The sequence below is a fragment of the Psychrobacter maritimus genome (genome assembly GCF_904846345.1).
GTDB classification, from domain to species: domain Bacteria; phylum Pseudomonadota; class Gammaproteobacteria; order Pseudomonadales; family Moraxellaceae; genus Psychrobacter; species Psychrobacter maritimus.
Map to the genome: position 1 here is coordinate 190,320 of NZ_CAJHAJ010000003.1, position 14,262 is coordinate 204,581.

Genomic DNA, 14,262 nt, shown 5'->3' on the forward strand with positions numbered 1-14,262 from the left:
GCTAAAAATAAGTTTTAAGCTCATGGTTATCTCCAAACCAAGTGGTTGACATTAATCACAACGAATAAGGGACATCGTAGTGATTCATAATGGCCAAAAATTTGGTCTCAAGATTCGTTAAGGTATAACGATTCAGCGCTAATCCTTCATTTAGCTCACGTTGCACCCATATCCTAACCGCTTCATCATTATAGAAAATGGGGTTAACGCCTAGCATCTTTGCTAACTGTGAACCCTGTTGTATTTGCAGGTTTACCATGAGCTTGGTAGATAGCGATATCGCTTCGGCGCTTAACCAAATTGAAGCGTGCAGCGGTTTAATAAATGTGTTCATGTATAATCTCCTATAGATTAATATTTCTTTCTGCTGATCGTAATGACTTCCTACAGTTGAAATTATACATACATTTTGAGCTATTGCAACTTAAAATAACCTTCTATAGAACTTTTTGCTACTTAACAGGATATTCAATCTATTTGAGAAACTATAGTTTGCTGCATATTATTTGGTGTAATAACTGATAAGCGCAGCGTTATCTTGGGTTCTAAAAGAAGAGAGGTTTATTCTTCTTCCTTAACTATCTCATAAAGGTCGCCCACTTCAATATCCAAATATAAACATAGCTTCTCGACAACTTCTAGATCCACTCTTGTGGCTTCTTCGTTATACATGCGTGTGATTGTGCCTCTGTTGACATCAGTATCTCTAGATACATCAGCAATCTTTAGTCTTTTCTCACCCATAATTCTAGATAAATTGCACTTCACCATAACCTCCTCCATATTAAAATAATCTACTGTAGATAAAAATGTCTTGCAAAAGATTATTTTTAGTGTAAATTATGTTCTATAGCAGGTTATAAAGCTATTAGACAATAACACTTTAATCTTTAGTAAGGATTTTACTATGAGTTATACCTATTTAACAACCGAAGAGCTGTCACAACGCATTAAATATGACAGCAAGACCATACGCAACCAGCTTAAAGATGCGGTATTCATTGAGGGCGTTCATTACATCAAACCATTTGGAGGTAGAAAAATCCTTTTTATATGGCAAAAGATTGAAGAGTTGATGCTGACAGGCTATGACGATAACATTCCGTTTGCAGCGGGAGCATAATCATGGCGAGTATCAATAGCCGAAATGGCAAATTATATGTGGATTTTCGATACATAGGCCAGCGCTGTAGAGAGCAAACCTTATTAACAGACACTAAGCCTAATCGCAAGCGCCTAGAAAACTTCGTTAGCAGAATGGAAGCTGATATTCAATTGGGGAGTTTTCGCTATGAAAACTATTTTCCACAAAGTAAAAAGCTTGAGCAGTTTCAAAGCTTAGAGCTTATGAGGTCAACGAATAGCCATAAGGACTCAAACTCAGGCTTTGATAGTTTTAGCAAAGTTTGGTTAGAGGAGAAAAAGCCAGAATGGCGGGACTCTCAAATAAGTAATGTAGAGGATATATTTAGAATTTATCTACTTCCTCATTTTAGCAATGTACCGCTAAATACCATTAGCAAAGCTAAAATCATGACTTTTCGAGGCAAGTTAGTCAAAGATGGTAATAAGGGACGAACTTTATCAGCGTCTCGCATTAATCATATCATGACGCCATTACGTATGGTGCTGACCGAAGCCTCTGAGCGTTTTAATTTTGACAGCCCTTGGAAGAATATAAAACCACTCAGTGAGCCTAAAAGTAATGTCAGTCCTTTTACCTTAGATGAGGTCATGCTCATTATCAATAATGTGAGAGCAGATTATAAGCCTTACTATATCGTACGCTTCTTTACAGGTATGCGTACAGGTGAGATTGATGGCTTGCCCTGGAAGAATATAGATTTTGAGCGCCGACAAATCATCGTTGATCAAGCAGTCGTTAATGGTGTTATAGGTAAGACTAAAACTACAGGCTCAAATCGTATCATCCAGATGAACCAGCTAGTTTATGATGCATTGCTTGAACAGAAGAGCCTAACTAAACATCAAGGTGGGTTCGTTTTCTGTACAAAAATAGGTACTTCTTTGAATCATCGTAATGTGACAAAGCGAGTTTGGTATCCGTTACTACGATATTTAAAGCTTGATAAACGTAATCCTTATCAAAGTAGACATACCGCTGCGACGCTTTGGCTTGCTGCTGGTGAGTCGCCTGAGTGGATTGCTGCCCAAATGGGTCATAGCAACACGAAAATGCTATTCACAGTGTATTCGCGATATGTGCCGAACCTAACTCGTCAAGACGGAAGTGCGCTGGATAAGCTTTTGAAAGACCGAGGTATACTACAAAACATATGAAAAAGCCTATATTTAACAAAAAGACATCCAAACAGGTGTCTTTTTTTTTGTATTAACGCTGGATGGTTTAAATGAACGGAGCTACAGTTATCTAAATGGCTTGTAACGGTTGCAGAATAATGGCTCATGAAAGTAATATCTCTAATAATATTAAGGATTGGCTAAAGACACATATCCTTGATTTCGCCGATACCAACAAGGTTGAAGGCTTAATAGTTGAGTTGAAATTTCTAATTGATATCTTACCTAAGCAGTATAGATTAGAGTTGCATAGTGAGTGTCATGTTCTATTTGAGTGGATAAAAACAAATTCCATAAATAGTACTTTGACAGAGTTGGAAAAATTAGAAATCTACAAAAACGGAATAAATCACAAGATTTTTCTAAAAAATATTAAAAAACCTCATCAAAACATGAAAGAGTTATATCTAATTACTTTTCTAGTAAACCGTGCAGAGTCTTCTAAAGTAAACGTTATTCGCGCCCTTTACTTTTTTCTATGCCTAAGAATGACTGTGCTAACGGACTATGATAGTCGAATTGAAACTACACTTGATGAGTGCAGGTTTTTGACCAATAAAACTCGCGAATTTCTAATTCCGTTTTTACCTGATGTAAATGAATATAGCTCTATGCAGGATTTATTAAGTGCATTTGAGTCAGTTCAGTCAGAAAACCTATATGAAGAATGGTTAAAATCAGACGACAAGGAATTAGAAGTGTTTGTAGAAAAAATTCGTAGAAAATTGCATCAAGACGAAAAGGATCAAGAATGGACTGATAACGAGCTCGTTAATTACCGATTATGTAAGCACCTTTATGAATTTATTTTACCACTCGAAAATATACTACTCAAAAAATCAGGGATTACTCGAAACATATCTCGATCAGGAAAGCCTACTGTTATATCATCGGATACTTTTGTTGATGAAGCAACAGGAGATAGCACCTCAACAATCTATAGCGTAAATATAATACCAAATGAAAATCAAACTCTAGAAACCTTTGAAGCTGATGAACGGCAAGACGACGATATTGAAGCGGTATTTGAAGTCTCACTTGATAGGCCAATATCTTATCACTTGGACATTGTGAATGCCCAACAACAAGTAAATATGCGACGTAAACGCTCTATGTTATTAAATACAGATGTGCAGGTAGCTAAAAGTTCAGAGATAAAGATATTGTTTAATGAGTTATTTATAGTTCTAGAAAATTGTAATGTTGATTATTCAACCAATAGTAACACTACTAATAAGCTAACTATCGAAGAAATGGAGGCAGTATATATATTGATGACTTTGCTTACTGGGAGTAGTGAATATATTCAATACAATGGTATAAATAAAAGAAATGAGTATTACGATCGACATTGTATTGAGTTCAATTTTTCACCAGCAAGATCAGTGTTAGATCGACAATATAGCAGTGATCTATCAGCAGTTAGTAGTGATAAGCTAGAGTTAACTTTACCAATAGCAGTAGCAGTTTTGATAAAGAATATGGAAAAGTATATTGTTGGTACAAAAAGAGAAAAGAAAAGGTTTTTTAGTGAACTTGAAAAATTATCTGAAAATAGAGTTCGGAAAATTAATAAGAAAAATAATATTCGGTTATCATTGAATAAATTGAGAACTTACTTAAAACATGTGCTTTTTCATTCAGGTACAGATACAGCTGTCGTTGATATTATAACCCTTTCTCCTATACATCACCTATCTGCTTTACCATATTTTAGCATCACGAAAGCTGATATATATTATGCGCAATATCACTACTATGACCATCTTAAAGAAATATTATTTTTGGAACCTAGAGTTTCATTAGAAAAAAAATTAATAGATAATAATAAGCTCTCAAAGGTTGACTTAGTTAATTTTCCAGATGACAGGCATATCTATAAAGCAGGGCTACTAATGGGAACAAAACTAGCTCTTCTAAGCTCTAAAATTAAATCAGAACTAGTGCTTCCTATCATTAATGAGCTCAAGACCTTAAGATCTTATAAGGATTTCACTATAATAAATTTTATAGATTTTCATAACAAATTGATGGATTACTTATATATTATGTTGGGTTTATCATCTGGTTATCGTCCCGTTATTGAGACATTTGGGCGTCTAAAAGATATCGATATTGATACAGGTATGTATTTTATTTCGGATAAAGAAAATAGAATGAATGCGCAGGGACGATTTATTATCCTTCCTGAGATAGTAAGACTTCAATTACGATATTACCAGAGCTACTTATATAAAAATATGAAGCTCTTTAATGTTAAGCATTATCAACTGGGCAAATTAATACAGGCAGTTTATGAAAGTAGTGTTGGCCTTATTATTTATCTAGAAGTCAACGAATATGGCGAATTTAATTTCGTTAAAAATCAAAATAACACCTTTATTTCTAATAGATTCAAATTGTATGCTCATTTACCATTAAACTGGTATCGTCATCATATTAGATCGTTGAAAGACTCTAACCATAGCATATTTAGCAGCAATTTAGCTCAACTGAATGACGAAGTAGTTAGTAGTTGGATGGGACATACTGATCAACTTGGTTTCGATTATTACGACACCTTTAGCGGATTAAAACGTTCACAACAAGCGGAGCTCGCTGAACTGATCGATAAAAAATTAAAAGAATATGGCTTTGAACCCATTGAACTAAATGAGGCGAAAAATGTCAAAGAATAGTTTTTCAGGTATTGATAAACGAAAAGTAGAACGAGAGAAAAAACTGGTAGGGGCAAAAGATAAAGCTCTTAAAATAGCTTTGATTCATATTAGAGTTGATGAGCTTGCCAATAAGCCTAATCCACAAGCAGAGTTCACCAGAAGATGGAACAAATTTGATCAATCACTTAAATCAACGAAAATTTTCCATAATCATACGTTCTATGGGAAGAGCTATAACTACGCTCTTCAAGAGGTTCAAAAAAAACTTGACTGTTATGATTTAGATACCAGTTTTCCTAAATATATTGTCTTTGAACAGCGTCCAAAACTTTTTAGAGATAGTGATTGGTTTCAAGAAGCAAAAAAGGTGAGAACCTTCTACCAGCTATGGATGAATAGTTTTGAGAATCATAAAGAAGTTAATATTTATGACGTTTTTCTATCTTTAGTTTTTCACAATGCCATACTACAAGCTCCTTTGCTTGAATTTATTATTAAAAAATTAATTGCTGGAGATCTAAAGATTCAAAGTATTTATAATCTACCTTTTGTTAGAGCTGATTTTAATAAAAGAGGTTATAGTACTAATGTCAGGAATAGCAAGATAAAAGATGAAAAGTACACGTCACAAAATGTATTTCTATCACCTATTTCAGCCACTTTATTGCGATCATACAGACTAGACGATATTTCACTAATAAATGGTTTTTTAAAGCCTGATGGTTCTATCGACATCAAGGTATTTTATCAAAAATTACTCGATCATCAAAAATTGTATCAAATACTACCTAATAACTTAGAAGACTTTTTGAAAGCTAGCCTTTATGTCTGTGAAAATCACGAAAATTTCAACTTGCCAGAGTACTATCTATACTTATTGTTGGGCATTAAAAAGACATACTCACTACCGGTTGATAATTGGCAATGTATATTATATGAACGACCAAAACCATCTGATATAGACATCTTAGAAGATTTCGATACCCCTCAACAACATCAAAAGAACTCTAAATATAATGAACATAAACAATTGGCATTACAAATTTCTAGACTGTTCAAGCCTGAGAATGAAAAAAAGGATAAGAAAATATCAGGAAGCGTATTTGATAAAAGGTTGAGAGCGAATTTAGTACTATTAAAGCAAGAAAAAGCTCCTATCAATGAAGTCGCACTGCTTACCTGGTTTGTACATAAGCGATTATCCAGCCAACCAAGTAGTATTCAAACCTATAGCAATAACATTACGAATAGGTGGCTAGCGTTAACTTATGGACAGAACATAGATAATTTTGATGAAGCTGACTTTGAATCTCTCTATGCAGAAATTATAGCATTGAGTCGTACTACATCAGCAAAAAATGAAACTGCTAAATTGCTAGACGATTTTCATGAGCACTTAGTCAATGTTTATGGCGCAGAGCCAGTTGAACCAATGTCAGTTGGAGCTGTAGCTCATGTAAAAGCAGGGTATATATCAGAAACTATGTTTCAAGCAATTCTATATGCATGCAAAAACCTAAATATTAATAAAGAGAAAAAAGATGCTATTTATATTGCTTTAATTCTTGGCCAACGATTTGGCATGAGAATAGGAGAGATAGCCAAGCTTAAGCTCACAGAGATATCAGGAACAGTTGAAGATCTTGAAGTTCGTAATAATATTTATGGTGATAATAAAACATCCTCTGCTTTGCGTAGTTTACCTATAGACCTGTTGCTATCAGCAGAAGAACTAAGAGTTTTAACTGCCTTATACTATAGACGTGTTGAGGAAAAAGGACAAACCTTGATTGCTGACGCCAGTGGGCAAACAATTCCTAAGAATCAATTATCACAGATGGTCTCAGGATTAATAAAAAAAGTAACTGGGTTGTCATATTTAACAGCTCACAATCTTAGGCACAGTTGCCTATCTAACATTCAGTTACTGCATTTTTTGTATGATTCAGAAACGTTAAATAATACAGCAGCAAATGAAAGCTTGAAGGACTTACTACCTTATGAAAAAGCAGATGCATGGAACATTTATTACAAACTATTTGGATCAAGGAAATCTATTAGCAACTACATAATCGCAGGTGTTGCTGGCCATAGTGAACCTAGTGTTAGTTTTAATAACTACATTCATTTCACTGATATTCAAATTGGACTCCAGTTGTGGAATATTGATTATCAGTTAAGCGAGAATCAGAAAAGTTATTTACTTCAATTACCTAGACGTAAGCAAGGATTTGAAGTCAAAAAAATTTATGAGTATTTACTTAAAAAGCTAAAAGTTGAGCCATTACCAAGATTCGAGGGTAAGCCCGTAAAATACGCATCTAATTACAAAGAAGTCGAGCGAGAATTTGGTTTTAATGAAGTTGCTAAAATTTTGCGTAGTCATTACATGCATGATGATTTTCAGCATTTACTAAAACTATATGATATATCTAATGATGAATTTAAAAAATGGTATTGTAAAGCAAAACACTTAAAGGAAAGTTCTGAATATCAAACTAAGTTCGGTGGCTCAAGGCTATTTTCATCAGAGCAAGAAAACCTGCTTGTTCCAAGCTATAATTTAGTTGCAGAAGATCAGAAAGTGATGGAAGAAATGGAGTGTAAATTTAAAAGACTATATTTATTAAAAAAACATAAAGAAGGTCTGGATTGGTTTATACGTTATACACTACAAAATTGTGAGTACACTCAAAATAAAATCAGGTTTAAAAATTTTGAGGATTTTGATCGGTTTTTAAATTATACAATCAAGCTTTTGCCAAAAATATTAATTCATATAGATATTCAAGACTTAGAAAGCTGTACTGACAATAGGTTATTGAACAAATGGAAAAACCGACTTAATAAGTTGCCAGAATCCAACGTACACTATGATCTACTGAATGATAAAAAAGGAATAAGATATACTAAGAAAGTAAAATCTAGTATATCTATTGCTAGTTCTAAAGAAAAACATAAGAAATATAATAGTACAATACATTATAACCGCATATTACAAGTTTTTTGTTTTTATAGTTTCATACTTTTAAATGATGTTGAGGGTAGTATATTAAAATAGATGTTCACTCTGTGGCATATAAAATACTTAATAACTTACAGCATGAGCAATATATGAATAAATCTATTATTAAAAGAATTGCGAAAAACTCAAATCTGTCATGGCACCCAATGACAAAAAAGCTGCATAAATGTTTTATGAAGTCTTACAGGGATGAGTTTTATAGTACGATTATTAGAATGTTCCAAGATAACCTACAATTAAGCCAACAAACTATCTATTTGATCTCAAATCGTGAACAGGTGAAGTTACTAAATCAGCCTAAAAAAAGTAAAGAAAAAGAGAATATTGATTATCAGATAGTTGCAGGTTGTTTTAACCCTTGGTTCGATGATGAAGTATTGAGAACGAATAAGCAGTTAGTAGCCATAGAACTCAGTCCAGTGGAGCATCAGAGCAAAAAAGCATTTGAAGATGAGTTGCAAACTTTAATTTTATTAGATTTCTTGAAGTCCTTATCTCAAGCAAATATGTCAGCACTCGGCAATAACTTTCATGAACTTCGAAATATTGTTAAGAGCTCAATACAGTTAGAGCATGTATATCTAGAGCTTATGGGAAATAGGATTAGTGCTGAGCAATTTGCTTATTATTTTGGACGTCAGCGAGATTTTGTCTATAAGCATAAATGTTAAGAGAAATTTAATTTACAGCTTCAACACAAAATAGTCGTTTTACTATATTTTTAATTAAATTAGGCTTGTTGAGCATGGACAATAAAATGCTAGCAAAAAAATATTGAACAAGTGATCTTTAAGTTCTCAAACCAAAAGATACCATTCGTTATGTCTCGCACCATGCTCAAAGATAATCACTGGACCAGACTAATACCGATACTATTAGAACTAAATCTCTATGACAAAGGAAATCTGAGACAGACGGCCGAAGGTGTTGTCTATCAAATGATTTTTGGTCGCCCTTGGCATGACTTACCCTCCCCATATTTTGGTAAGCACTACACTGTCTACAAAGACTATCAGCTTTGGTTTCGCAAATGGAGAATTCTTGAACCGCCTGACTATATTGGATACTTAGCATAAGTCAGGTTAGCATTCAATTATTATAACTTTATGGAATACGTCCGGTGCGCTCTACACGTATCGAACCATTAACATTAGGTATGAATTTAATTACTATGAACTTGTTAGCATGCGTCATTAAGCTATCTGATATAAAATCTCCCGTGTTTAATTTTAAGGATCTGACAGCAGGCCTCAAAACCTACTAAACTATGTAAGGAATACCGTGTAGGACTTTTCCGACTTTTCAAAGTAAAATCCATCTATAGTATAAGCAGATATTAAACCCCGATTTTGACAACCTCACCTGAGTGAAGCACAAAATACAAAGAAGGTTGTGAAGACTATATTATGTATACCTCTGGCAATCTTTTGCACCAATATAAAAATTGAGTTGCTAATAATGTTTAGAGGCTAAATTTATATTTACATTTACATTCCCGTGTTCATAAAGTAATCGTCGTCTAGGATATTATAATCTGGCCTGCGAATGAGTTGATGACCACGTCAGAACCTTAACACTAATAGCCCTCAAATCATTGTTAATACAACTCGGATTTTTGAAGGTGAATAGCATGTTATTCTAGGTTTTGTGCATCTTCCTGCTTCTCAATTTTATGCTGATCTTCTGTACGCTCTACTTTCCAGTAGCTAGATATATATAAATGCGTTTTAGCTATGGACCGGTTGAATTTAAAATAGTCACGCAGTACACGCATACTATGGAATTCACAAGCAGCCCAAACAGCAGGTTGCCCTTCAAGCCAAGTAATGGTTTTAACATGCTCAAGTAAAGGGCTGCTTGCGGAGTTTGGAGTAGGATTTATAACCCAGTAAATGTCAACGTTCTTAGGTTTTTTAAGATTTTGTCGATCTGCCTCGCTGCTGATCTCAAGGATGGCATAGCCGCGTGCATCGTCAGGTAATTGTGCAAGATTGACAGCAATCGCAGGTAGTGCAGTCATGTCGCCTATTAATAAAAACCAATCTGCATCACGGTTGATGAGCTTTTTTGGTCCTGGTCCGCCTACCAATATTTGCTCACCCACTTGGGCGTTACGTGCCCACATTGAAGCAGGGCCTTCAGCGTCGTGCAAGGCAAAATCGATATCTATTTCACCCTCACGTTGACCACTTATAGTATAGGTGCGCATTAGTGGTCGAGTCCCATGGCCTTGAGGAAATATGAGTTTGATATAAGCGCTTTCTTGATCTGTTGGAAAGTCAATCAAGCCAGCACCGCCAAGCGTGACGCGGCACATATGTGGCGTGATGTATTTGGTACAAGTAACATCCAGTATTCTTGGAGCGGGTTTTGCCATTTTATAAAGTGCCTTATTTTGTAGCGGTAAAGACAGTTGCCAATTAAGTCAGGATTGATACTGTCATCTTTGATTTCAGAAAAAATAAAATATTAAGGAGCAGGCTGAATGTCTATTTTAAATTCCCATGAGGTCGCAGTCGTCGCTGAGCTATCAGGGTAATTTATTTTATCCAAACGCACGCGTGCATAGCTATTACCTTCAGCAGATCTAATGAGCGCACCTTGTGCGCTGTCAACTGGTTTGGCATTTAGTTGATGCGTCATGCCATTGTAGGTATACCAGCCAAAGTCTAGGTTCGGGAAATTACCCGTATAAGCAGGATTGAGATCCGAGCCTTTACTATCAATGACCCAGCTTCTGGCACTCATCGGCCTATCGTACACAGCAGTGGTGGTAAGGTTGGTTAAAGTCGCCGCGCTACCATCGGTCGTAAATTGACTGGTAATGGGTTTACCTTGCGCATCATAATATCCGGCTGGCGTGGTGGCGAGGTAACCACCAACTTTGCCTTTTTTAGTGCCAATAGCAGAATCGCCACCATTTAAAATCACATCATTACGCTTAAAGCCGATCTGCCAAGTGCTGTTTTTATCGCTACTACTTTTTCCTGTGGTTAAATCAAAATAGACCCAATTATCATTGTTTGAGGCATCGATAGTTTGAGTCTGTACCTTATTTGGTAGCGCGGTATCAATCCAGCGCAGAGTAGGGTAACCAGAGGCACCAGTTTCATTATAGTAGTTGGTAATCTGTATGGCATAAATAGGCTGCTGGACGCTGCTGTCTGTCATGGCGCTGCTATTATCTGTGGTGACAAGATAGACGCGATTGTTCGGGTAGAGCTGATGGTTGCCTTTTAAATTGTATTCAAACCACGGCTGTGCATCAAATATACCGCCACTACGGTCTTCATGGTAGTGCGTGGTAATATCACGTTTGGTATCAGGGTCTTGAGTTGCATTGCTATAACGGCTCAAATCTGACCAGTCGATCAAACCAAAAACGCCGCCCAAACCTGCGCCAGAATCACCGCTATTTGACCAAAGCTTAACCGAACGCGCTTGGTTATCAAACTTAATATCCCATTTATTCTCGTCACACGAGCTTTCAGCTTTGGCGTCAAAGTCATAACAGGTCATGGCATCAGGCGCTAGATTGGTGACTTGCCAAGTGGCTGTTTCGCTAAAGCTGGCAGCGCTAACAGGCGGCGTGTTACCGCCATTACCAACATTGCCGTTACTGTCACTGCTTGTGCCATCACTGCCGCCACCGCAGCCGGTCATGCTGAGTGCTAAAATGCTGCCACTAAAAAGTAATGCCAATGTGGTCGGCTTGGTGTGAACTGCTGGGAGAATTGGGGTCATATCAGCTTCCTTGATGGTTGTCGTTTTATATAAAAGGTGAAAAACAGCGCTACAAATAGAATGGCTTTAGAATGATTGTGAATCAAAGGCTTACCAATGGTAACTGGCGCCAAGTAACCACTCACGATTATCAATGGGACGATAGTCACTGGTATCAGTGACATCGCGCTGCACATCAAAGATATTATTAATCGCCGCGTATAAGCTCAAGTTTGCAGTTGCGTCATAATTGAGCTTGCTATCGAGCGTCCACCAAGACGGCGAATACGCCTGCTCGCTGGTATTAATCAGCTGTTTGGATTCATAGTTAAGGCGCGGGATAAGCTGTAATTTGTCATTGATTTGATAGTCTAGTGCGAGCATTGCTTTGTGATTGGGCTTATAGGTCAGCTCGGTATCGGTGACATTGTTATGCGTCTTGAGGTAAGCGTAGCTGGCTTGTAGTTTCGCGCGCTCGTCCACTTGCCAGTCAATACCAATATCGCCACCATAAGTTTTGGCGCTATCAACGTTCATATATTTATAAATGGCGATGTTACCGTCAAAGGTGGCGTTGTCCTCGTCGGTTTGGATCAGATCGTTCACTTCATTATAAAAACCATTAACCGTCAAATTGACACTATCGCTCAGCTGACCTTGATAGCCGATTTGGTAACTGGTTGAGGTTTCAGGCTGCAAGTAGGGATTACCCATGACTTTATAACCCAAATTGCTGTGGTCAAAGACGTAGTAGCGTTCTTTTAGGTTGGGCACGCGATAACCACCGCCGATACTACTGCGAAAGACATGGTCGCGACCGCTGGCATCCAAATGGTTGTATTTGAGTGATACCTTTGGTGCCGTATGGCCACCAAAGTCTTCATCGTTTTGATAGCGAATACCGCTCAAAACCTCCCAGTTATCACCAATTAGCCAATCATCTTGTATATATAGCTCGCCGACATCACGGCTAACGTTATCGCTGATAAGCTCGCTGAATTTATTTTTCGTTTGGCTTAACTTGTCTTGCTGAACCTGACCGCCAACTTGAATAAGATGAATGTGCTTATCGGATAGTAATAGCTCAGGTAGGTCGAGCTGCGCTTGCGCCAGCGTGGTACTGATGTCTGTATCACGGGCGCTGGTGATAGTTTGCTGTGTTTTAGTATTGGATTCGCTTTGATATTCCTCATGCAGGGCTTGTGCTGACAACCGATAAGTTTTGCTGCGATTATGCACATGCGGCGTGATATCAGCGCGCGCACCAACACTAAAGCGCTGCTTAGTAATGTGCTCATCTCGTTGCTGTGCCAAATAGCGCGGCGCCACATAATAATTAAAACGGCTAACATCGTCTTCTTTATAGTGGTTGGCCTCTAACCAATATTGAGAATTTTTGACCAGTCGGCTATCGTCATTGTCTGATATGCCTTTACCGTCTGGGTGGTAGCTAAATCGGGCACTGACTTGTGATTGCTCGCTGGCATCTTTTAATCTGGGCCATGCTTCATGGTCTAGGCTCAAACCATTATTATCCAGATACGAGCCTGATAGACGCGCATGAAAGCGCTGGTTTTTATCTAATGCCCCTTCCACGCTGGCTTCTACATAGCGTTTGTTAGCATCTAACTTTTTACCAGATGGATTTTGCCGACCATTGCTGGCAATCTCGGTAGTGATATGTCCTGTTGCCGCGCCAATGGGTTTAGTGATGATATTGATAACGCCGCCCATCGCCGCGCTACCAAACTGCGCTGACGCCGCTCCCTGAACCACTTCTATTTGTTCAATATCCATATTCATATATTGATTTAAGTTTACCGTCGAGCCAGTGCTGGCGGTGATGGGTAAGCCATCAATCAACACCAATACTTGATCACCGGTAAAGCCTTGCATGCTGACCTCGTAACCTGTTTTACCATGGACTTCGCGTAAGTACACATTGGGCAACAAGGCTAGCGCTTCTTTTAAAGTATGAGCATGGTTGTCATCTAGTTGCTGGCGGCTGAGTACTTGCAGGGCAACTGGCGCCTCGCTTAAGGCACGCTCAGAGCGTGTGGCCGTTACCACGATAGGATCTAAACGTGTGCTCGGCATGGCAGCATCGCTTGTAATATCACCATTATTCTCTGCAAGAGGCGGCGCTGCTTGGACGGAAACTGGGGCTAAAGTAAGCAATGCTAACGCCACACTCATGGTTAATCTACTACGACGCAGTTGTGGTGGATGGGTGTGTAATTTTGTATGAGTCAAAAGGGGTTGAGACGCTAAAATCGACATAAATAAAACAACCATCGTAAAAGTAGAAAGTAAGAAAGTCGCGTTGCTTAAAGATCTTTTGCTACAAAAAGAGCAATCTAAAGCGACCGTGTCATAGTTTTAATTGTTAAAGACTTTGTTACTTGATTCACTATCGTCAGTAACAAAGCTTAGACATCATATTTCAAAAGATAATAATTATCAACATGCAAATGATAATTATTACTATTTACAAAGTGAAAAAATGTTGCCATAATAATTTCCGTTCAACAT

At 37.4% G+C, this 14,262-nt stretch carries 10 protein-coding genes and 1 pseudogene; 6 read left to right on the top strand and 5 right to left on the bottom strand.

The features are described from left to right. Positions 1-55: 55 nt before the first annotated feature. Together JMX50_RS05920 and JMX50_RS05925 are read right to left on the bottom strand one after the other, a co-directional pair. Positions 56-334 (bottom strand): hypothetical protein, encoded by a 279-nt coding sequence (locus JMX50_RS05920; RefSeq protein ID WP_201628814.1) that lies wholly within the window; start codon positions 332-334, stop codon positions 56-58. 227 nt (positions 335-561) lie between these two features. Next, positions 562-771, bottom strand: coding sequence for a helix-turn-helix domain-containing protein (locus JMX50_RS05925; protein WP_045445187.1), 210 nt, complete (start codon positions 769-771; stop codon positions 562-564). 136 nt (positions 772-907) lie between these two features. Here JMX50_RS05925 and JMX50_RS05930 point away from each other — a divergent pair, with 136 nt between their 5' ends. The 6 genes and pseudogenes from JMX50_RS05930 to JMX50_RS05955 all read left to right on the top strand — a co-directional run. Then, the gene (locus JMX50_RS05930) at positions 908-1,123 is read left to right on the top strand and encodes a hypothetical protein (RefSeq protein WP_021813684.1); all 216 of its coding nucleotides are present in this window, start codon (positions 908-910) and stop codon (positions 1,121-1,123) included. A gap of 2 nt (positions 1,124-1,125) precedes the next feature. Then, positions 1,126-2,301, top strand: coding sequence for a site-specific integrase (locus JMX50_RS05935; RefSeq protein WP_201628815.1), 1,176 nt, complete (start codon positions 1,126-1,128; stop codon positions 2,299-2,301). Positions 2,302-2,420: 119 nt separating this feature from the next. Next, positions 2,421-5,000: a hypothetical protein gene (locus JMX50_RS05940; protein ID WP_201628816.1), complete on the top strand. Its 2,580-nt coding sequence runs from the start codon at positions 2,421-2,423 to the stop codon at positions 4,998-5,000. Beyond that, complete coding sequence (locus JMX50_RS05945) at positions 4,987-8,043, top strand: tyrosine-type recombinase/integrase (RefSeq protein WP_201628817.1); 3,057 nt, start codon at positions 4,987-4,989, stop codon at positions 8,041-8,043. The genes JMX50_RS05940 and JMX50_RS05945 overlap by 14 nt, the downstream gene beginning before the upstream one ends. A gap of 53 nt (positions 8,044-8,096) precedes the next feature. Beyond that, complete coding sequence (locus JMX50_RS05950; RefSeq protein ID WP_201628818.1) at positions 8,097-8,678, top strand: hypothetical protein; 582 nt, start codon at positions 8,097-8,099, stop codon at positions 8,676-8,678. A 150-nt stretch (positions 8,679-8,828) separates the two neighbouring features. Then, positions 8,829-9,050 (top strand): annotated as a pseudogene (locus JMX50_RS05955) (transposase); the annotation flags it as partial. A gap of 590 nt (positions 9,051-9,640) precedes the next feature. Here the strand turns inward: JMX50_RS05955 and JMX50_RS05960 are convergent. The 3 genes from JMX50_RS05960 to JMX50_RS05970 all read right to left on the bottom strand — a co-directional run bounded on the left by JMX50_RS05960 (position 9,641) and on the right by JMX50_RS05970 (position 13,983). Beyond that, a complete protein-coding gene (locus JMX50_RS05960) occupies positions 9,641-10,384 on the bottom strand; it encodes a siderophore-interacting protein (protein ID WP_201562876.1) in 744 nt (247 codons plus the stop codon). Between the two features lie 92 nt (positions 10,385-10,476). Then, positions 10,477-11,751, bottom strand: a complete 1,275-nt coding sequence (locus JMX50_RS05965) for an HmuY family protein (RefSeq protein WP_201628819.1) — start codon at positions 11,749-11,751, stop codon at positions 10,477-10,479. Between the two features lie 90 nt (positions 11,752-11,841). Beyond that, a complete protein-coding gene (locus JMX50_RS05970) occupies positions 11,842-13,983 on the bottom strand; it encodes a TonB-dependent receptor plug domain-containing protein (protein ID WP_227670936.1) in 2,142 nt (713 codons plus the stop codon). Positions 13,984-14,262 lie beyond the last annotated feature (279 nt).